Raw genomic sequence first — 21,127 nt, forward strand, 5'->3', positions numbered from 1 at the left:
ATATAAAACCTGGTTCGATATAAAAACCAGATAAATTCAGCAATTAAACAACTATATTTCAATATTTTATTTTGGGTATATTATAAATAACTATTTCTAATAAGAGCACCTGATACTGCTTTCTATTTGCAGCTCGATTTTTTTGTAATATAAATCTATTTAGTCCGGAGTAGAATTTGACAGCAGATCAACATCATTTTATAATTCTTAAAAAGATAAATCCCTAACGTTTTATTTCCATGAAAGCAATACATATGCAAACTGAAAAAATCAAATTAATCTGCCCGCATAAATATTGTAACGGCTTTCTTTTTGCCACGTAAAAATATAGTATCAGCTATTTTGAAGTTTTTCATTGACTTTACAGGTAGCTGCTCATAAAATGAACTTGTAATTAAAAAATCTGTATTGAAACTGCTGCATAAATCCCTAACTCTTGCCGCTGTGCTTAATACTATTCCGTGATAAGCAATCTCTGTTTTAATTCTTCCTACTTCTGCAACCGTAACCAGCCCTTCATTTACAGAAGCTTTAAACTTAGGAACTATACCATACTTACACTGGTAAAAACCCTTTTTATTATCAATTTTAGTACAAAAATCTTCATAAATTGCAATGCACTTTGCCCTATCAAATCCCTGCGAAATTTTCCATGTTAAAACTGCCTCATCACCTACATACTGATAAACTTCTGCATTGTACTTAGGGAGTAAATCCGATAAATCGCTAAAACATTCCTGAAGTAAAAGGCTGTAAGTGTAATGCCCTGCTTCTTCTGCTGCAGCTGTTGAAGAATACATATCTAAAAACATAAATATCCTGTATTCGACAACAGGAACCAAGTAGTGCCCCGTAAGAATGCTTCCAAAATATTTCTCACCCATCCTACGTCTAAAAACCAGAAAAAGAGTAATTAAAACATGAACAGTAAGACAGTAAAACATAAAGCAGAAAATCCATAAATTTTCAATCTGAAGCACAAAAATATTATGATTAATTAGAAAATTAGTATTATTTAACTGGATAACGATAAAAAGACCAACAAAGCATGTAATGAAAAACAAAAGACTGCGCAGTACAGCCGTGAAAAGAATTCCATAGCTCCTGAACAAATATGGATAAACAAATTCCTGCAGAAGAAAAAGTATAGTACCTATAAAAAAACCTATAAACAAAACTCCAAATAATTGTAATCTTAAAAAATCCAGCAGAGTAACTCCATGTACTCTAAAATAAAAATAACCCGCCATGCTGTAGGCCGTAAGAGCGAAGAAAAAAACAGCTATTACCCACAGCAGAATAATTTGTAAATATTCGCGGAACTTCAAAAAAAATAAAGAGTATCTCATTTTAGAAATTTTGATGCAGAGTAATACTTTGAGGTAACCTTAGCGCTCTAAAAGTATAGCTGTAGCAAAATTAACACAACAAAATGCTCAGATCGTAAAAGTATTCCCCAAACGTCTATAATTATAACCCAACCGGAAATTATGACAGCTGGAATGCAGACATTTTTCAATGGTCCATCCATTGTTTAAACAATGGTGCTTTTTCCCTGCTTATTATCACATCACGTTCAGGAGCCAATTTAAGCTGTATTTTAAGTTTTGAATTGAAGTAGTTGGTAATAGATTTAATACTTTCTGCACGAATTAAAAACTGCCTGTTTACACGAAAAAAAAGGACAGGATCAAGTTCCTGCTCCAGCTCCTCCATTGACTGGCTAATTTGAACTGTATTACCATTTAAAAGGAATAGATTACTATTTTTAAATTCAGAAAATATAAAATCAACATCATTTACATCGATACTTTTGTAACCATCTTTGTATGTTACCAAAAAGCGTGATCTAAAAGAGCGGCTATTTATTAAATCTTTAAGAATCCCCGGCAGATCTGAAACATTATTTGCTGCTTTTGAAAATGACTTAAACTTTTGTAAAGCAAATTCCAGTTCATTTTTCTCAATAGGCTTCATTAAGTAATCAATACTATTTACTTTAAATGCTCTTATGGCATATTCATCATAAGCGGTTGTAAATATAATCGGAGATATAATATCAACTTCATTAAAAATAGAAAAACTTAGTCCATCTGCCAGACGGATATCCATCATGATTAAATCTGGTGCAGAATTTGAATTCAGCCATTTGACTGAATCTGCGACCGTGTCAATAATCGCGAGAATCTGACATTGGGGTTCTAACTCTTTCAGCAGCCTTTTTAAACGGCTCGCATTAAGAGCTTCATCTTCTATTATTAAAATCTTCATATTACTTTGTTATTAAAGGCAGATGCACAAAAAAACAATTATCAGATTCTGAATAAACAGGAACTCGGTCATGCAGAATTTTATACCTAAATTCAATATTTTTGTGTCCAATTCCTGTTGATACCAGACTTTTTTCGGATGTAGGCTGCAGATTATTACGTACTACAATATCACCCTTCTCGGAATAAATAAAAATTGTTAGAGGCTGCGATACTGTTGCCATATTGTGTTTCACTGCGTTTTCAACCAATAGCTGTAATGTTAAAGGTGGTAAATGAAGACTTAAAATGCTCACATCAATTTGCAGCTTTAATTTAACTTTTTCACCAAGCCTTTTATTTAAGAGATAAAAATAAGCATCCAAAAAGTCAAGTTCCTCTTTTACTGTAATAGTATCTTTATTTAGATTCGAAATCATGTAACGGTAAACCTTAGTAATATTTTCTAAAAATGAAGCTGCCGCTTTGGGATCTTCATGAATCAATTCTGTCAGAGCACTGAAATTATTAAAAACAAAATGCGGATCCAGCTGTAGTTTCAAAGATTCTAATTTAGACTTTGCAACAGTTTCCTGCAACTCTGATGCCTTAATTTTTAATTCTGCGGCTTCTACAGATGTGATTCTCCATTTATTCAGTAAAAAAATAGCGGTATGAAGTAAACTTATAAAAAAAGACAAAATAAAAGCCACAAGATGAGACTGCCAGATCATTAACAGTTCTTTTTCTTCTACGGGAACCCACGAGTAGAAATACTGCCACAAATAAGAAAAAAAATAATTTAGGAGAATGTTGCCGATGATTAAACAAACAAACTGTGCAATAGCTCTAAAAATTGGTTTTTGCCACGAAATCAAGTAGTTTAGTTTTCTTCCTATGTAAAGACCTAACTCGGTCAGTGTGCCACAATATAATAAAATGATAAGAACATCAAGCGTCCAGTCTAAAACCACTGGAGAATCATCACTTTTCCGATAAGGATTTAAAAAGTAATATGATGAAAGATAAACCACAAAAACCACTGGTATTACGACTACTCTGTAGTATTTGTAGAAAAAATTCTTTCCCGTATTATCTTGATTTTCTGAATTCATTTGTGAATAATTATATTATTAAATGATATAAGTTCGGCAAAAAAATATTAAAATAAAAAAAACAAACATTGCAATCATTCCTCTTTTTATTTTCAATTAAAGCATGAAATGAATCTGTGAGAAAGATAAGAATTATAATCTGCGCTCATGGAATATCATATCTGAAAAAACAAAGAACTTTAAAATTAAGCCTGCTACTGTTAGTAATGCAGGAATTTGAATAAATCCATAAAATAAACCTGAAATAGTCATTATTATTAAAGCTAGTAAAAACTCCAATAATATAAATTAGTACCTACCCAATTAACTGCAAAATATAAAATCGTAATTAATAAATGTCTAAAAAAATAAGTTTATAACAATGAATAGCAATTAAATTAATTATAAAGTCAATATATATGTATAAAAAGATTATTATTTCGTGACTATTTCTAAAGTCTGAGGTTTAAGATCAGCAGATTTTACTTTTAACTTAATAATTCCCTTATCACGTGTGCTTTTGATAATAATAATTGCACGACCCTTCCAAGCTTTTCTCTTATTTAAAACATAAGAATTTGTATCCTGCAAATTTGCATTATCGACCGCAGCAATAGTACCCGGCCCTTCAATTTCAAAACTAAGCTCATTTTCAGCATTTGGTTCTTTTATTCCGTTCTCATCTGTGATTTCAATAGTAATATACGACAAGTCCTGTCCGTCTGCATTTATTTTATAATGGTCCGCTTTTAGAGAAATTTTTGAAGCCTTCCCTGATGTTTTCAAAAATGCTGATTCAATTTCTTTTCCATCATTTACTCCCACTGCCTTAATCTCACCATTTGTAAATGGAATTGAAAAGACAGCTTTAAATTGTTCTTTTTCAGTTGTAAATTGTTCCCCAATTAATGTACCATTTAAATATAAACGCACCGACTGATATCTAGAATACACCTCTACCTCTATATTTTTGCCCTCATGTCCTGGCCAGTTCCAACTTTCCCAAGTTGGCCAAACTGACCATAATGTTTCTTTTATTTCGCCAAAATAACCATTAGGTTCCTTTACCGCCATATATAGCTTTTTATTCTCATTATATAATAAATCGCGATAATGAGAAATAGGTTTTCTCCAGCCGGTTAGATCTATATCGCCACAATAAGCACCATGCCAAGGAAAAATATCTCTCTCGTAGTGTTCTCCTTCAGTTTCTCCCTTATAAAAATAACGCCCAATTCCTGATTCCCCCAAGTAATCAATTGCTGTCCAGACAAAATCACCAATAATATATTTATTGTCGTGTACAGCTTTCCAATTTGTAAAAGCATCTCTAGGATAAGATTCCGTCTGTAAGATAACACGTGAAGGCACACGCTTATGATCCTCCGCTGCATGATGCATCTGATAATTATAACCTCCAATATCATGAACTTCAAATAAAGGATCAAATATTTCCCAATCTTTATCCCAGGTCGTCATTGCAGATGTGACAGGACGGCTGGAATCAATTTTACGGATCAAACCTGCAAGCTTCTTTGCCGTCTCGATGGCTTCAGGTTTCTTGCGCTCTATAATTTCATTTCCAATACTCCAGAAAACAATTGAGGGATGATTTCGGTCACGCAAAACCATTGCTTCAATATCTTTTTGCCACCATTTATCAAAATATATCGAATAATCATATTTATTTTTTGCTTCTCTCCAACCATCAAAAGCCTCATCCATAACCAGTAAACCAATTTTGTCGCAGGCATCAAGAAAAGCTTCAGATGGGGGATTATGAGAGGTGCGCACTGCATTGAAGCCAGCCGCTTTCAAAGCTTCTGCTTTTTTGTATTCCGCCCTGTCATAAGACGCTGCCCCAAGGGAACCATTGTCGTGATGAACACATCCTCCATTTATTTTAATTTCTTCTCCATTCAATAAAAAACCATTTTCTGCGCTGTATCCAATTGTTCTAACTCCAAACGCTACCTCTTGCTTATCAACTTCTTTTTTGTCATTAAAAACAGTAACTTCTGCCTGATAAAGCTCCGGAGATTGTGGTGACCAAAGTTTCGGATTTTTCAACAAAATTGTTTGCTGCACTTCTTTTTCATTTTGTGCCTTAACCACTATTTTTTGAAAATTACTAGCTATTAGCCTCCCCTTATGAAGTATTTTAGTTCTAACACTCAGTGCCTGATCTGATTTTGATTCATTTTTTAAAACCGTTGCGATTTTCACATTGCATTTCTCTGTATCAGCTTCGGGCGTTGTTACTGCAATTCCCCACGGATTTATGTGTACTGAATCAGTCGTCAGGAGCCAAACATGTCTGTAAATACCAGATCCAGTGTACCAGCGACAATTTTTTTGCTGCGAGTTATCCACCCTCACAGCTACAACATTTTTCTGTCCAGGTTTGATATAGGGAGTAATATCATAATAAAAAGTAGAAAATCCATAAGGCCAAACACCTACAGAAACTCCGTTTATGAAAACCTCAGAGTTCATATAAACCCCTTCGAAATAAAGTGTGAGTTTTTTATTCTGATAAAATGCAGGCAATTCAAAACTTTTTCTATACCATCCTATACCCGAAGGAAAATAACCTCCATCATTTCCCATCGGATTTTTTAAATCAATATTTCCTTCTACGCTCCAATCATGAGGTAAATCCAATTTTCTCCATCCTGAATCATCAAAATTCTCAGCTGAAGCTTTACTATTATCTCCAAGTTCAAAAGTCCAGCCGTAATCGAATTTTTGTTTTAACTGGCTGCTTTTTTGATTTTGCGAATATGAGGTTAAACAAACTAGAATGTTGCAATAAGTGTAGATAAAAATTAAAAATTTATTCATTGGAAATACAAATTATAGTGATCAGTAAAGATAAGTGTTTTTTATACATTTATAAAATTATTCCCTTCATTTCATTATTGCTGTAATCAAGGGAAATTATATTTGATGAATTTATGGTTATACTTTTTTAGTATTACTTGGGACTTGTAAATTAGAATCTAGATCTTGTTTACTGCTTATCAGACCAATATTGCTTTAAATTCAGCAGGCTTAAGAAAAAGATAAAAATGTCATTCAATTTTATATCTAGTCTCCACAGAAGCATTAAGTCTGCTGTAATTAATAAGCTTTAACCCTGATTAAAATTTTCAGATTTACAGTTATTTATCCTTCAGCTATTGTACTCCTCCGCCTAAGGCGCGGTAAAGATCTATAGATGCATTTAGCTTTTCGAGTTTTATATTTACAATATCAAGATCATTTTGAAGCGCACTGTTCTGTGCTACAATAACATCCAAATAAGATGCCATACCGCTTTTATATAAAAGTGATGAATCTGATATCGCTTTAACTAATGACTCTGCTTTTTGAATCGCTGTTTCTAATCTTTCATCTGAATACTTTACTTTGGCCATTGCATTTGAAACTTCCCCAACAGCAGTCATAAATGACTGTTTAAATTCAATCGCCGCTTTTTCCTGTTCAATAGAAGCAATCTCATAGGCAGTTCTCAGGGAGCGCCTTTTAAATATTGGCTGAGCTAAATTTACCGCCAAACTTTTAGTTAATGAACCAGGAAAATTAAACCAGTTTTCAAATTGAAAAGTATTTGCTCCAATCGATGGATTAATACTGAATGCCGGATACATCTGTGCTTTTGCCAATCCAGTTTTAGCAGTAGCAGACATAACAGCATATTCTGCAGCTTTGACATCAGGTCTGCGGCTCAATAATATAGCTGGCACCCCAGCTTCTAACTCCGTATTGAGTTCTTCCTCGTTTAAACTGCCTGTACGGGTAACGACATCCGGATATTCGCCACACAAAATCTGTAATGCATTTTCCTCAACAACAATATTTGCTTTCGCCTGGGGTACCAATAGTTCTGCTGTCTTTTTTTGAGCTTCCGTCTGGTTTAATGCGAGTGAACTAATTGCGCCAGATTTAAATTGAAGCTTCATCATTTCCAATGTGTTTGTACTTAACTCAATATTTTTTACTGCTATTTTAAGCTGTTCGTCTAAACCTAAAAGATTAAAATATGACTTCGCCACTTGGACTATTATTCTAGTTTTAAGAGCAGACAAATTTTCTTTTTGTGCAAAGTAAGAGGCTTTTGCATCTCTTTTCTGCAATGCTGCTTTACCCCAAATATCCGCTTCCCATGACAACTTAAGAGTAGCATTGTAGTCATCGATATAATCCTTATTTGTAATCTGCGAACTTAATGAACCGTTCAGAGAATTTTTAGACTGATAGCTGCGCGCGGCTCCAACATTTAAATCAAGCTCCGGAAGTAAAGCTAATTTTGCCTGTTTGTAACTAAGATCAAGCTGCTCCATATTTTTAACTGCGACAAGCACCTCGTTATTTTTAACGAGGGCTTTTTCTATCAATTGAACTAATAATGGATCTTTATAATAAGTCTTCCATGGAAGCAGAACCGTATCGCCAGTTACAGCAACCTCTTCTCTAAACTTTTCCGGTGTTTTCAAATCTGTTCGAGTGTATTTCTTCCCTACAACACAGGAACTCAGCATTAAAATACTGCTTAAAGTTATAACTATATGATATTTTATTTTCATTACTATTCCTTAATGGTTTGAATTATATTTTTTCTGCCTGATACTTTTTCCTGCAGGTATTGGAATACTATGTAAAGCAGCGGAATTACAAACACCCCTAATAATACCCCACTCAACATTCCTATTGCCGCGCTGACACTGATGGATCTGTTTCCAACTGCTGTTCCTCCATGTGCAATCATTAATGGAATCATACCTACAATAAACGCAAGAGATGTCATGATAATTGGTCGTAACCTAGACTTTGCTCCTTCAATAGCTGCTTCAGTAATTGAAAATCCTGATTTTCTTCGCTGTACAGCAAACTCTACAATAAGAATTGCATTTTTAGCCAAAAGTCCTACAAGCATGATTAATCCAATCTGAACATAAATATTATTATCCAAGCCCACTAACTTTATTCCAGCAAAAGCACCTAAAACTCCTGTAGGAATCGAAAGCAAAACAGCTAATGGCAATAAGTAACTTTCATACTGTGCCGCTAATAAGAAAAATACAAACAGCAGACATAAACCAAAAATGGCTATAGTCTGGTCTCCACCAGCTTTTTCTTCAAGGCTTAATCCTGTCCATTCATAACTATAGTCACTCGGAAGCTGGTTTAAAACTGTTTCAAGATTGCCCATTATTTCTCCGTTGCTGTAACCCGGCTTTGCTATTGCAGTGATATTTACAGAATTGTAAAGGTTATAACGGCTTACAGCTTCTGGCCCATAAACTTTACGAAGCTTTACTATTGCTTTTACAGGAACCATTTCCATTTTGTCATTTCTAACAAAAATTTCATTAAAAGCATCCTGATCCGTTCTAAAAACTCCATCTGCTTTTACGTTCACTCTGTAAAACTTTCCAAATCTGGAAAAATCTGCTGACTGGTCTCCTGCAAAATAAGTCTGAATATTGTTAAGCATCTCACGAACGCTTACACCCATTTGTCTGGCTTTTTCTTCATCCACTTCTAATTCCAGCTGGGGAAAGTCAGCTCTAAAAGTGGTATATGCGTACTGTACGCCCTCCTGCTGCATTAATTGTCCGATTACTTTATCTGTCATCGCCTTTAGTACTGCTGGATCTTTGGCTGTTCTGTCCTGAAGCACTATCTCTGCACCATTTGTTACACCAAATCCATCAACTGGCGGCATACGGAGTGCCATTGCAGATCCTTCCTTGATTGTGGAAAGTTTTCCGCTGATTATATTCATAATGGTCTCTATATCTTTTACCTCACCTCTTTCCTTTTGTGGTTTTAATTTAACAAACCCTAATCCATAAGCCGAACTGGCACTATTATTTAAAATATTAAATCCTGTAATACTTGTGTTTGTCTTAATCGCTTCAACAGTTGCCAGCTGTTGCTCAATCTGTTTCATTGTCGCATTTGTTCGGTCCATTGCTGTCCCAGGAGGCATTGCTAAACTGTAAAGAAAAAAACCATCATCTTCCATCGGTACAAAACTCTTAGGTGTGGAGTTCATTAAAAACACAGCAATAGCAGCGATAATTGCTACAAATCCAGCTGCTATCCATCTTCTCGAAATTAAGTAGCGGACTCCTTTTATATATCTATTAGTAAGATTAGTAAAACTGCTGTTAAAACCCGTGAAGAAACGTTCTTTAAAACTTGGAATACTTTCTTTTTCTCCATGCCCGCTATGATTATTTCTTAATAGTAAAGCGCAAAGTGCAGGTGTAAGCGTTAAAGCATTTACTGCTGAAATAATAATGGCAATAGCAAGCGTATAAGCAAACTGTTTGTAAAAAATTCCTGATGATCCTGTCATGAAACCAATCGGAATAAAAACTGCTGACATCACTAAGGTAATCGAAATTACCGCTCCAGTGATTTCTGACATGGCACTGTGGGTAGCTTCTTTTGGTGTAAGCCTAGCGTCATCTTCCATTTTACTGTGCACGGCTTCTACAACCACAATTGCATCATCGACGACAATCCCGATTGCGAGCACTAGTGCAAAAAGAGTTAGAATGTTTATTGTAAAACCTAAGACAAGAAGGAAGAAAAAAGTTCCAACTATGGCTACTGGTACTGCAATGGCAGGAATAATAGTTGATCTAAAGTCCTGAAGAAATATAAACACTACAATAAAGACAAGTCCGAAAGCTTCTAATAATGTAGATTTTACCTGACCAGTTGCTTCATCTAATTTGTCTTTGGTGCTCATCACATTGACATACTTAATACCTGGAGGAAATGATTTTGATAATCTTTCCACCTCTTTATTAATTCCAATTTCTATGTCATTTGCATTGGAACCAGAAGTCTGCAGAATTGCCATAGTTACAGCATTCTTACCATTAGACTTATTATCGCCGTTGTACGATATCGCACCAAATTCAATTCTTGCAATATCTTTTAGTCTTAAAAGACTGCCTCCATTCTTTTTAACTATAATATTTTCGTACTGCTCAGGCTTATTTTTCTTCCCTTTATAGCGAATAACATATTCAAGGGCCGCTTTGGACTCTTCTCCCAATTTACCTGGAGCAGACTCCAAACTCTGATCAGCTATCGCCTGTGTTACATCTGAAGGGATTAATCCTGCATTTGCCATTTTTCTAGGATCCAGCCAGACACGCATCGAATAATCTTTCTGTCCGAAAATTTGGACTTGTCCAACTCCTGGCACACGTTTTATTTGAGGTACAAGATTTATGTTGGCATAATTTTGAAGAAACAGCTCGTCGTACTTTTTATTATCATCCGTATAAAGATTAAAAATAACAATCATACTGTTTTGCTGTTTCGAAGTCGTAAGCCCCATTCTAATTACTTCTTGAGGAAGCTTTGGAGTTGCCTGCTGTACTCTGTTCTGAACATTTACAGCAGCCTGATCTGGATCTACGCCCTGTTTGAAAATTACACTTATTGAAAAAGTACCGTCATTACTTGCAGTAGATTTAATATACTGCATATTCTCTACTCCATTAATTTGTTCTTCTAACGGAGTAACCACCGAACGAATTACAGTTTCGCTGTTACCTCCCGGGTATGAACCGCTTACCATAACAGTTGGAGGCGAAATATCTGGAAATCTAGTTACAGATAATCTGGTAAGTCCGATAAGGCCTAAAATAACCAGGACTATTGATATAACTGTGGCCAATACCGGCCTGTCTATTATTTGTTTTAACATGGAAAGTTTCTTAAGATTTTTAACCAAAAATTATTTTTTGCTCATCATTTTTTTTGACTGAGCCGTTTTTGCAGTTACTTCCATGTTGTCATTTAGGATATCAATAGAGTTCAAAGCAATTTTATCTCCATTTTTAACACCACTTTTTACATAATAATTTACTCCTGCACTTCCTTCAATCTCGATCGGAACCATGGCAACTTTACTGCTGTCTTTTAGGACAAAGACAAAGAATTTATCCTGAATATCTTTTACACTTGCCATTGGAACTGAAACTACGGAGTCTAAACTGCTGTTAAGGATAATTCGTGCAGACCCCCCAGATCTAAGAATTTTTTCAGAATTGGGAAATACCGCTTTAAAGGAAACTGTTCCGGTAGCTGCATCAACGTTCCCGCTTGCAATTTCCAATGTTCCCTGATGATTATACAAGCTGCCGTCGGCCATAATAAGACTGGCTGTTTTTTTAGACTTTGACTCTTCTTTAATAAATGAAAGATAATCTGCTTCACTAAGTGAAAAATATACAAAAACAGTGTTTATATCAGAAAGGGTAGTTAAGGGAACAGTATCTGCAGGAGTGACAAGATTCCCCACCCTATTTGGTATTCTGCTGATGTAGCCGCTTACAGGCGCTTTAATAAGAGAAAAATCAGCGTTGATTTGAGATGAACCCAAAGCAGCTTTGGCTTGGGAAACTTGAGCTTTGGCAGCTTCGTAGCTTGCCTGCGCAGTTTTTAACTGTATATCAGAATAAACATTTCCTTCTACAAGAGGCCTTATTTTTTCGACTTCTAACTTTGCAGTTTCAAGATTTGCCAAAGCGCTCTTATACGACGCTCGGCTGCTGTTTACCTGTTCTCCATAAACATCTCCTTTAATTTTAAACAGAGATTGTCCTTTCGTAACGTACTGTCCTTCTTTTACATATATAGCCTCCAAATAACCCGTTACCTGAGCTTTAATATCAACATTTACAGCCCCCTCGATTATACCAGGATATTTTTTTTCAACCTCACCTGTAATCGCCTCAGCTGTGAAAAAATCTACTTCAGGTTTAGGAGCTCCATAAGCTTGTGCCTCTGCATCTTTCTTTCCACATGAAGAAAAGCTAAGAAAAATTAATAAAACCACCACCAAATGAAATGGTGTACTGTTTTGAAAAAGTTTTTTTGTCATTTTTATTATATTAAATAAATAGTGTATTATTTAATGACAAAATAAATTCATATAAAGTCTCTTTGATTTTAAAAGTTACCCAAGCGTAAATTTTTACCGCCCAAACGGATAAACTAATCACCGAAAAACAAATACAAAATAGTTCTACAAAAGAAAAAGCAAAAGATTCTATTTCCGGCTATATAGAAAATTTTTATAACAAGCAGAGGAAGCATTCTGCTCTTGGCAATTTGACAATAGAGGAATTTAATAATCAACAGCTTGTTATATGATGGTTTATCCTATTTTTCTATCGCTCTATTTGATTTCGTCTGCTCTTATTACTTTTTTGTATGTTTGCATAACTACAGCTAACCTTTTTACCTTTAAAAAAGACTTCAAAACCAATCTGTAATTCCTGATATAAGAGCGATAATTGAGAATTCAAAAGAGAGCGCTATCAGAGCTGTTGACAATGAAAGAACTCTAATGTATTGCACTATAGGAAAACAAATTGTCGAGGAAGAGCAGCAGGAAAAAGAAAGAACTGATTACGGAACTTGCTTCATCAGATATCTTTCAGAACAGTTACAGCCTAAATATGACAGTGGATTTTCATACCGACAGTTAAATTGGTATCGACAGTTTTACAGGACTTTTCCAATTGTGTCTACACTGTGGACACAATTGAGTTGGAGTCAATACAAGCTACTATTAGCAATTGATAATCAAACCAAAAGAGAATTTTACATTGCAGAAACAGTAAAAAATAATTGGACAGTTCGCCAACTGGAACGACAGATAAACAGCAGTTTGTACGAAAGTCTTTTAATGAGCAGTGATAAAAGTGTACTGGTGTCAATAGATAAAGAAAAAAGTATAAAAAACAAAGCCAATGTCTTCCAGTGGCTTTGTTTGTCTTTCTGTGGGCTGTCAGGGTTTACAATCGAAGAATTAATACTTATTTTGACATTTTTTAAAGCTATAAAATACTTTGAAATCTTTCGACTTCTGAATAATTCCAATAAATTGTAAACACAACCAGCAAAATAAGTTATTAAAGCTGCAGTGGCATATAGTTGTTACTATTTCACAACTTTTTAGCTAGATTAGTTATATTTTGTTTCATTTTTTCCGAGGTCATAAACTATTGGAAATTAATAAATTTTGTTTTAAAATTCCAGCCTTATTTATATTTTTTTGCTAAAATAAAAAACTATTCCCACTGTTTTTGGGATAAATACAACAGTGTATTTTTTATTGCTTTTTCAGGCAGGATAGGATTGAAGCCTAGTTCAATTCTCGCTTTTGAAATATCAATCTTAGAATTTGCATTATAATATGCTTCAACATTGTTTACCATTAAAAGAGGTGCTGTTTTGGTAATAACACTTTCTTCTTCCATTTTCTTAGCTATTTCAATAAGTTCTGATTTTAGCAATTGAGTTGGTATTTTAACTTCAGGAAATATTTTTTTTGCCATTGCAAAAACATCATTTGTGGTAATGGATGGTTCTGTTGCTAAAATATATCGTTCACCTATTCTTCCGAATTTATCGGCCAGAATTATCCCTTTAGCAACATCTTTAACATCTACAAAATTAAATGCAAAGTTTGGGTCGATAGGCAATTTGTTCCTAAGTACCATATCGAAAAAAAACATTGTTGGTGTTAGATGTCCAAATATCTCTTTTCCTATTATAGATGAAGGAAGTACAGTAATTAAGTCAATATTCAATTTTTTAGATAAATCCCAAGCCAATTGCTCTGCTTCCTGTTTTGATTGATAGTAGGCATTAGGGAAATGTTTATTCCAAGTGTTTTCTTTCATAGGAACCGATGTGTGGTCAAGCGCAGCTATAGAACTTACCAGTATGACTTTATGAACATTACACTCTGCTACGGCTTCAATAATATTTTTAGTTCCAATAACATTTGGCTCAATAATGTCTTTTTGAGGATTTGGTGACCAATGCTTAAAAACAGATGCCACATGAAACACAATTTCGATATCTTTCATTGCCTTCTTCAAAGAAGCTTTATCCAGCATATCCGCATAAACCACTTCGCATTTTACTCCCTCAAAAGGCTTTCTATTATTTATGTTTCTTACACTTGCTCTTACCTGATAGTTTTGATTAACTAACTCTCTTACCAGATTATTACCCAGATGACCATTGGCTCCGGTCACTAAACATTTAGAATTTTTATTCATAGTCCGATTTGTTTTTGATTTAATAATAAAATTGCAGTAACTAAAAAATTATTCTATGTCGTTTGCAGCAAAAGGATTATCAACCAACCACAACCATATACCATCAATATTACGTTTCATTATACATGCAGTGACTCCTTCGATTTCCATTGGTTCTCCATTTGGCATTTTAGCTTTCACATGGTATTTGTCTATCCATATAGCAAGGTCTCCAACAATGGTCACCCGTTGTTTGATTCCTTTAATTTCTGGTTTCCATGAACAAATGCTTTGTAATGCTTTTTCAATATTACCTAAGCCTTTGATTTCCTGACCATTTCTTTCAATATATGTTGCTTCTGGATCAAAACAGCTTAAAGCTCCTTTTAGGTCACCAAGGTAAATACAATTGCGAAAATACTTAACGGCTCCTTCTGGACTTGTTCTATTAAAGTTCTCTATCATTTTTTATTTGTTAATTAATACAGCGCAAAAGTATTAATGAATTAATTATTAAAAAATGAACCTAGGTTAAGAAATTCGTTTACGTATACGACTTAAAGCTTGTGGAGTAACACCTATGTATGATGCTAAATATTTTAAAGGTATATTCTGTATAAGATGCAAATGCTCTTTAAATAACATTAAGTAAAGTTCCTCTGCTGTATCTGTTAAAAGAGCAATTTTTCTTTTAGCTGCAGTAATAAATAAGTTCTCAGAAGCAAGTCTCCCTATTTTTTCTCCAGTATTTGTTTGTTTATAAATAATTTGCAGATCAGCATAAGAAATCCGCCATAATACAGTAGGAGTCAGTGTTTGTATATTCCAATTTGTTGGCTCTCTAGTAAGAAATGATATGTAGGCGCTGAAAAAACTTTTCTCAAAAGCAAAGTCAAACGTTACTTCATTATCCCCCGTCCTTATCCAGAAACGAACAATACCAGTTTCGATAAAGTAAAGATAATTTTCCACTTCTCCTGACACAATTATAGGGATGTTTTTTTTTAAAATCTGTTTTTCGAATTTAGTAGAGAATATATCCCAATCTTCGTCAGATATTGGTGTTAGCTTTTGAATATGATCTTTAATCAATATCATTATTTAGATTTTTAAGGTTTAATAGTTACTGCTGTTATGTACAGTGTTTGATTTTTTGGTTTAATTTATAGATTTTTTTATGCTTTTAAATATTTTATATTGTGTTTCTACAACTGATTGATTAAAGCCATGTGCAGATTTTGGTAATAAAAAATACTCTTTTTTAGGAGCTTGAATTTTATCGAAATATTTTTTTGAGCTTTCTTTTGGTGTCAAAATATCTTCATTCCCTTGTATTAAATATACTGGAATTTTAAAATCTATATTGTCTTTTTGTAAATTGATTGAGGCACTCATTGATAGAACATCCAATTTAGAATCTCCAACATAATTTACAAACGAATAATCATCTCCATCACTTCTGTTTTTATTATCAATGTCGTTATTATAAGCAGGAGAAAGTACAAACCAATTATCTGGTGCTGGTGTTGAATTTTCTCTTTCATATTTTTTTACAATTCTAAATAATTGCCCTATATTTTTTGCTCTACTGTATGGCGGTTTGCCAATAGTATTTAATATTTCTAGTGCTTCCTTATCATCTTTTTCTACTGCCATTTTATAAATTTTACTATAAAATTCTATATCAATTGCTGGATTAACAATTTGAGAATGTCCAACATAAGCATAAAAAAGATCTGGTCTCTTGGTAGCTATTTTTACTCCAAGTGCAGAACCCCAAGAAGTACCAAAAAGAATGATTTTTTGTTTAGCTAAATGTTTCAATAAATATTCTGAAACCTCAATTCCATCGCTGGCCATTTGTTCCAGTGTTAAAGGATTTGATTTTAAATAGTCAGGTGTAAGCTCTTCTGGCGGTGAATTTTGCCCATAAGTTCTTCCTGTTCCTCGCTGATCCCATTGAACTATAATAAAATCTTTTTCTAAATCTTTATACATGACATCAATATATGGACTTATCGGACTTCCCGGTCCACCATGAATAAACAATATAATAGGTTTTGAACTATCTCCCTTTATTGTAATCCATTGTTCAATACCATTTATTAAAACGAATTTTTCTTCAAAAAATTTATTTTCGAATTTAGAAATGCTTTTGGTATTTTGGGAATGCACATTTATAATTTCCAAAGGATTTTTTCTGGTTTTTACATTTTTTTTTGATTGTGCTAAGCATATAAAAGACAATAGAAAAAAAATAAATAAGGATGTAATTTTCATAATTTCAAATTTTTAATTGTTAGTTTTAATTTGAAACAAAATTGCATCATAACTTTAATATTGAAGACCGAATAAAAAAAGTCGAACCAATTTTAAGCACTTAAATTGGTTCGACTTTATTTTAGTAGCGTTCGACTTTTTGCAAAACATTAATAATTAATGATTTATGAACTCTGTAAGCGTTTTATTGGTGTGTTTTTTGAAAGCTGTATTAAAAGATGATTTAGAATTAAAGCCTACTTCATAAAGAATTTCTAAAATAGTGAGTTTGCTTTTTAAAGGATTTTTTAAAATTTTCATGGCTTTTTGGCTTCGATATGCATTTATAAAATCAAAAAAATGCTGGTTTATAGGATGATTAATCAAAATAGATAAATCACGAACTTGTATATTAACTTGTTTTGATAATTCTTGTATCGTCAATGACGGTTCCAGATAGGATTTGTTGTCTAAAATATACTTTCATTTAGGCTAGTTAATAGTTTGGTCATTTTGAGATTCAAATAATTTAATAGATTTGTGATTGATTATATTTAAGAAATTAAGATTCTGAAATAATTAGTCTGCAGAAGCTATGTGAAATTATATCTGCTCGAAATAATTTATCTAGCCTCCTAATAAATATTCAGAGGCTAGATTTAACTTATTTAAGTTTAAGATTATAACCTAACTGTATATAAATTGGAATAGTTGGTGATGTTTTAAAATCCTGTGCAATAGTTTTTCCTCCTTTTAAATAGATATCACTTTGATCAAAAGAGTAACCAATCTGCATCCCAAACTGAACGTTACCACCTGTAGTTTCATACCAACCATCTTTAACATCAGGAAAGTTACTTTTGTAAACATCTTTATGTTCAAAATGAGTAACAATGGCTCTGTCAAAACCAAACTCTCCGTTTACATACCATTTTGGGCTATAATAACCAATAATAATATTCCCAGAACCTCCGAAATTTGAAAGGCTCACCAAAGTATTTTCATATCTCCTGAAAATGCCGTTAATATTTAAACTAACTGCAATATTATTCATTTTAAACAACTTCGCATGCGCACCGATTTTAGTTTTAAAATCATCAAAAAACTTATTTCCGGATGGTATTGAAAACTCTGCGTTTAATAACAGAGGTAATTTTGACTTGAGGTGATAGCTATAACCAAGACCATAAATTACACCATAATCTATTCCTAATTGTAGGTTTACCAAGTGTCGATGTTCTTCTTTTAATCCCGCCCAGTTTATACTTTGCGCTTGACAGTAATTGCTCATTGAGCAAAATAATACCGCTATAATAATGATAATTTTATGTTTCATTTGAATATATTTTCTTTGTAGAGCTTATTTTAATGTGTTGAAATAGTTGAGAATTACTGGAAAAGTATTGTTCCAGCCAGTTGGAAAAGAAAGCATGTCATGTCCAGCTCCTTTTGTTTCAAACAACTGAACATTTGGAAATGGCGATGATACTTTTTGTGCGTGGACTACACCATAAGTTTTGTTTCGCTCGCTATAAATAAATAAGATCTTTGTGCTAAACTGGTCTAAATGGGTTGTCCAATCCGAATTTTCTTTTTTAATAATGTCAAAGTAGACATCCTGTAATATAAAACCAGGACGCCAGAAAGGTAATAATCCCTCATTGCCTACATTCTCGTTTTCGTCCCCAGTTGAGGCCAGTAATTTATACTTATAATCTAAAATGGCATGTTCATCTTCTTTACCTGTAAGAAATTGATCCATATAAAGCGCATTATTTAATGCTTCTCCAGTAATGTCCATCTTACGGGAGCGTTTGACATAGTCTTCGATATCTTTCCATTTTAAGCCACCAGGTTCTGCCAGCACGGCACCATTTACGGCATTTGGATATTGGTTGATGTAAGCGCCAGCCAGCATAGCACCCCAGGAATGCCCTAATAAGAAAATTTTCTGAACTGGGGATTTTCTGTAATAGGCAATTACACTACTTAGGTCATCGAAAGAGGTTTGAATACTTGTGTAATACGAACGCGGAAAGCGTTGTGATAAACCCGTTCCACGCTGATCATAAAAGACCACAAAATATCCATTATCTGCAAATTCTTTACAATTTAGCAGGTATCGATAATCTGATGCAGGTCCACCATGCAAAATGAAAATAATTGGATTGTTTGGATTTCCAAAAGTTTCGGCATGTAGTTTTGCCTCATTAATCACAATTGAAGGAAGACTGGAATCCTGATCAACTGTTTTTGGAACTAAGTTACCAGGCTCATCAATTTTCATTTCGTTTTCACAAGAAAATACAAAAATTGAGAGAAAAAGAACGGATGAAAGTAATTTGTTTCGATACATTTTTTTGAGTTTTAAATAATGCTGCAAAAATGAACTAAACATCGTACCCCACCGTTCCAAAGGGTAAGTTGGTACTTATTCTAACTGTATTTTTTGTTCTTTTAAATACATAGTAGGGGTTTGTCCAGTTATTCTTTTAAAATTCCTATTGAATGAGGTCTTAGAATTAAAACCAACCTCGAAAGCTAAAGAAAGCAAGGTGAATCTTTGGTTCTCCTGCAGGACAGAAATCCTTATAAATTCAGCAATTCGCTGTTCATTGATATAATCGAAAAAATTTTTGTTCTCAATGGAGTTAATTACTTGTGACAAAGTATTAGGATTAACTTTTAACCTTTGCGCCAATTCTTCTAAATTTAGTTCAGGATGTTTATACAGCTTTTCTTCTTGCATTAAGGCTTGTAGATCCTGATGAATTTTTAATAGTAAAGACTCATCTGCAGTAGAACTTTGGTACTTTGTTTTTTCTACAATATTAGTAGCGTCCACTTCATCTTCTTTCTCATTAATTGACTGACTCGTCATATTGCTATTTGTAAAAATCCCAACTTGCTTTACTCCAAAATACCCAACAAATAGGATAAAAATATCGAGTATAGTAAAAGTATAAATGTCATTGGCAAAAAATACAGGTATCCATATTGCGCCAATTCCAAGAATTAAATACCTTAACCAGTTTAGATTTATTTTTTCCAGGTCTGAAAACTGATTAGAAATATATTCAGAATATTTTTTTAGCAGTGACAACGATAAAATAACATATATCACGCCTGATAACAATGTAGCTAAGTACATCCATTTCATGACATTCTCAAAACCAATACCTGCATTTGCATATACCTGAATTCTCTCATTAAAAGAAAGGAGAAAGAATTTATATAACAGGCCATTTGCAACAATAAGTGGCAAAAAATGAATTACCCAATGTTCTTTTTTATTATTTTGACTTGTTAAAGATCTTGTATATAAATACAAAAAGGGTCCATGTATTAGTGGCAGAGGAATTTCAAAGCCAAGAAAATATGGGAATCTAACATATTGACCGGTAATATGAATGTAGAATAAAGATAAATGGGTACCAATAAAAAATAACCAAAACGAGAGAATAAGATCAGCTTGCGATTTTCCTTTTTTCGTAAAAAGGATGAGCGATAGAAAAAAGGAAATGATGATTCCTATTAGATGCAACATAATATGGTCTGATTATTTTGATAGGCTCTGCATCTTTTTGTTTGAATATGGATTAGTTGTTTGACTTAAACCTGCCAGCTGCGAAACTACAAAAAAGTCCTGATGCAGGCTAAATATAAGTTATACTTATCAAAAATTATTTTACAAACAGACATTAATTTCATCATTTTCAAGATCTGCTGTTTTAAAAAAACTAACACGTTCAAGAAGCTTTATTGCTCCGTCGTTTTGTTTGGATTTAATCGTTATTGTTTTTGTCAGACCACTATTTGTCAAACTAAATTCGATAACAAGTTTCATTGCACTAGTCATAAAACCTTGTCCTTGAAATTCTGGTTTAAAACACAGCCAAGTTCTCCAATCCTTTTGTCAAATCCACAATAATATCCTAAAGTTCCCATAATCTTATTAGTGAGTTTGTTAGCAATTTCCCAATTAATTGAATTGCCGTTTTGATAATCAAGGCTAATTTTATTTTGCATTTCTAATGCATCTTTAGCAGTCAAAGCTGGTTTTGAATCATAGAAAGATATTTCAGCGAAATCATTGATATCTTAAGTTTCAATTTATCGTAAAACAATAGCCTCAGAATAGATTTCTGGAAATTTATTGTATGGTGGTAGTTTCAATTTTTTTTGTCTATTGTAACCAGTTATTAAATTTTTGACAAACCTTATCATCATTTATCAATTTAAATTTAGTGATTTAACTGTCTAAAAAAACAAATCAGGAATCTTAACAACCAACGGATCTATTGAATTATACTGACAGCTGCAATTAAAATCTAGAAGAACTAAAAAAACAGCATTAATCTACTATTAATTCAAAATTTTATAGCTAGTGCTGTAACTTTTTTTTTATAAACCGACTAAATATAAACCTAAA

19 protein-coding genes are annotated in these 21,127 nt (G+C 33.3%); 2 read left to right on the plus strand and 17 right to left on the minus strand.

Annotation, left to right across the window (positions count from 1 at the left end; translation table 11 throughout):
• Window positions 1-275: 275 nt before the first annotated feature.
• From C8P67_RS07830 to C8P67_RS07860, 7 genes are all read right to left on the minus strand, one after another.
• Entirely contained in the window at window positions 276-1,349 is a 1,074-nt protein-coding gene (locus C8P67_RS07830; protein WP_115812113.1) for an adenylate/guanylate cyclase domain-containing protein, read from the minus strand.
• 166 nt (window positions 1,350-1,515) lie between these two features.
• Window positions 1,516-2,271 carry a LytR/AlgR family response regulator transcription factor gene (locus tag C8P67_RS07835; protein ID WP_115812115.1) on the minus strand — a complete coding sequence of 252 codons (756 nt, stop codon included), beginning with the start codon at window positions 2,269-2,271 and terminating at the stop codon, window positions 1,516-1,518.
• Window position 2,272: 1 nt separating this feature from the next.
• A complete protein-coding gene (locus C8P67_RS07840) occupies window positions 2,273-3,364 on the minus strand; it encodes a sensor histidine kinase (RefSeq protein ID WP_115812117.1) in 1,092 nt (363 codons plus the stop codon).
• Window positions 3,365-3,778: 414 nt separating this feature from the next.
• Window positions 3,779-6,187, minus strand: coding sequence for a glycoside hydrolase family 2 TIM barrel-domain containing protein (locus C8P67_RS07845; protein ID WP_115812119.1), 2,409 nt, complete (start codon window positions 6,185-6,187; stop codon window positions 3,779-3,781).
• Between the two features lie 335 nt (window positions 6,188-6,522).
• A complete protein-coding gene (locus tag C8P67_RS07850; RefSeq protein ID WP_115812121.1) occupies window positions 6,523-7,932 on the minus strand; it encodes a TolC family protein in 1,410 nt (469 codons plus the stop codon).
• Window positions 7,933-7,934: 2 nt separating this feature from the next.
• A complete protein-coding gene (locus C8P67_RS07855) occupies window positions 7,935-11,084 on the minus strand; it encodes an efflux RND transporter permease subunit (protein ID WP_115812123.1) in 3,150 nt (1,049 codons plus the stop codon).
• A gap of 30 nt (window positions 11,085-11,114) precedes the next feature.
• Window positions 11,115-12,263, minus strand: coding sequence for an efflux RND transporter periplasmic adaptor subunit (locus C8P67_RS07860; RefSeq protein WP_115812125.1), 1,149 nt, complete (start codon window positions 12,261-12,263; stop codon window positions 11,115-11,117).
• A gap of 131 nt (window positions 12,264-12,394) precedes the next feature.
• On the opposite strand from C8P67_RS07860, the gene C8P67_RS22480 reads away from it, so the two are divergent.
• Window positions 12,395-12,535, plus strand: a complete 141-nt coding sequence (locus tag C8P67_RS22480; protein WP_394338646.1) for an IS3 family transposase — start codon at window positions 12,395-12,397, stop codon at window positions 12,533-12,535.
• A 139-nt stretch (window positions 12,536-12,674) separates the two neighbouring features.
• Window positions 12,675-13,277 carry a DUF1016 N-terminal domain-containing protein gene (locus C8P67_RS07865; RefSeq protein ID WP_262511449.1) on the plus strand — a complete coding sequence of 201 codons (603 nt, stop codon included), beginning with the start codon at window positions 12,675-12,677 and terminating at the stop codon, window positions 13,275-13,277.
• 181 nt (window positions 13,278-13,458) lie between these two features.
• Here the strand turns inward: C8P67_RS07865 and C8P67_RS07870 are convergent, their stop codons facing one another.
• From C8P67_RS07870 to C8P67_RS22335, 10 genes are all read right to left on the minus strand, one after another.
• Window positions 13,459-14,457: an NAD-dependent epimerase/dehydratase family protein gene (locus C8P67_RS07870; protein WP_115812129.1), complete on the minus strand. Its 999-nt coding sequence runs from the start codon at window positions 14,455-14,457 to the stop codon at window positions 13,459-13,461.
• A gap of 48 nt (window positions 14,458-14,505) precedes the next feature.
• Window positions 14,506-14,901, minus strand: coding sequence for a YybH family protein (locus C8P67_RS07875; RefSeq protein ID WP_115812131.1), 396 nt, complete (start codon window positions 14,899-14,901; stop codon window positions 14,506-14,508).
• A gap of 66 nt (window positions 14,902-14,967) precedes the next feature.
• Window positions 14,968-15,534, minus strand: a complete 567-nt coding sequence (locus C8P67_RS07880) for a Crp/Fnr family transcriptional regulator (RefSeq protein WP_115812133.1) — start codon at window positions 15,532-15,534, stop codon at window positions 14,968-14,970.
• A gap of 60 nt (window positions 15,535-15,594) precedes the next feature.
• Entirely contained in the window at window positions 15,595-16,626 is a 1,032-nt protein-coding gene (locus tag C8P67_RS07885; RefSeq protein ID WP_170141429.1) for an alpha/beta hydrolase family protein, read from the minus strand.
• 246 nt (window positions 16,627-16,872) lie between these two features.
• Complete coding sequence (locus C8P67_RS07890) at window positions 16,873-17,139, minus strand: helix-turn-helix domain-containing protein (RefSeq protein WP_317125445.1); 267 nt, start codon at window positions 17,137-17,139, stop codon at window positions 16,873-16,875.
• 220 nt (window positions 17,140-17,359) lie between these two features.
• Window positions 17,360-18,031, minus strand: a complete 672-nt coding sequence (locus tag C8P67_RS07895; protein ID WP_245980395.1) for a hypothetical protein — start codon at window positions 18,029-18,031, stop codon at window positions 17,360-17,362.
• Window positions 18,032-18,055: 24 nt separating this feature from the next.
• Complete coding sequence (locus tag C8P67_RS07900; RefSeq protein ID WP_115812754.1) at window positions 18,056-19,051, minus strand: alpha/beta hydrolase; 996 nt, start codon at window positions 19,049-19,051, stop codon at window positions 18,056-18,058.
• Between the two features lie 75 nt (window positions 19,052-19,126).
• Window positions 19,127-20,242 (minus strand): helix-turn-helix domain-containing protein, encoded by a 1,116-nt coding sequence (locus C8P67_RS07905; protein WP_115812141.1) that lies wholly within the window; start codon window positions 20,240-20,242, stop codon window positions 19,127-19,129.
• Window positions 20,243-20,383: 141 nt separating this feature from the next.
• Complete coding sequence (locus C8P67_RS22330) at window positions 20,384-20,554, minus strand: hypothetical protein (RefSeq protein ID WP_317125446.1); 171 nt, start codon at window positions 20,552-20,554, stop codon at window positions 20,384-20,386.
• A complete protein-coding gene (locus tag C8P67_RS22335) occupies window positions 20,551-20,724 on the minus strand; it encodes a hypothetical protein (RefSeq protein WP_245980397.1) in 174 nt (57 codons plus the stop codon). Before C8P67_RS22335 ends, C8P67_RS22330 begins: the two co-directional genes overlap by 4 nt.
• Between the last annotated feature and the right edge of the window lie 403 nt (window positions 20,725-21,127).

The organism is Flavobacterium aquicola, from assembly GCF_003385115.1.
Taxonomy (GTDB): domain Bacteria; phylum Bacteroidota; class Bacteroidia; order Flavobacteriales; family Flavobacteriaceae; genus Flavobacterium; species Flavobacterium aquicola.

Coding starts and splice junctions, on each gene's coding strand:
- C8P67_RS07870 (WP_115812129.1), bottom strand. CDS start 14,457: ATGAATAAAAATTCTAAATGTTTAGTGACCGGAGCCAATGGTCATCTG.
- C8P67_RS07835 (WP_115812115.1), bottom strand. CDS start 2,271: ATGAAGATTTTAATAATAGAAGATGAAGCTCTTAATGCGAGCCGTTTA.
- C8P67_RS07845 (WP_115812119.1), bottom strand. CDS start 6,187: ATGAATAAATTTTTAATTTTTATCTACACTTATTGCAACATTCTAGTT.
- C8P67_RS07850 (WP_115812121.1), bottom strand. CDS start 7,932: ATGAAAATAAAATATCATATAGTTATAACTTTAAGCAGTATTTTAATG.
- C8P67_RS07875 (WP_115812131.1), bottom strand. CDS start 14,901: ATGATAGAGAACTTTAATAGAACAAGTCCAGAAGGAGCCGTTAAGTAT.
- C8P67_RS07905 (WP_115812141.1), bottom strand. CDS start 20,242: ATGTTGCATCTAATAGGAATCATCATTTCCTTTTTTCTATCGCTCATC.
- C8P67_RS07860 (WP_115812125.1), bottom strand. CDS start 12,263: ATGACAAAAAAACTTTTTCAAAACAGTACACCATTTCATTTGGTGGTG.
- C8P67_RS22330 (WP_317125446.1), bottom strand. CDS start 20,554: ATGACTAGTGCAATGAAACTTGTTATCGAATTTAGTTTGACAAATAGT.
- C8P67_RS07895 (WP_245980395.1), bottom strand. CDS start 18,031: ATGAAACATAAAATTATCATTATTATAGCGGTATTATTTTGCTCAATG.
- C8P67_RS07830 (WP_115812113.1), bottom strand. CDS start 1,349: ATGAGATACTCTTTATTTTTTTTGAAGTTCCGCGAATATTTACAAATT.
- C8P67_RS22335 (WP_245980397.1), bottom strand. CDS start 20,724: ATGCAAAATAAAATTAGCCTTGATTATCAAAACGGCAATTCAATTAAT.
- C8P67_RS07855 (WP_115812123.1), bottom strand. CDS start 11,084: ATGTTAAAACAAATAATAGACAGGCCGGTATTGGCCACAGTTATATCA.
- C8P67_RS07880 (WP_115812133.1), bottom strand. CDS start 15,534: ATGATATTGATTAAAGATCATATTCAAAAGCTAACACCAATATCTGAC.
- C8P67_RS07840 (WP_115812117.1), bottom strand. CDS start 3,364: ATGAATTCAGAAAATCAAGATAATACGGGAAAGAATTTTTTCTACAAA.
- C8P67_RS07900 (WP_115812754.1), bottom strand. CDS start 19,051: ATGTATCGAAACAAATTACTTTCATCCGTTCTTTTTCTCTCAATTTTT.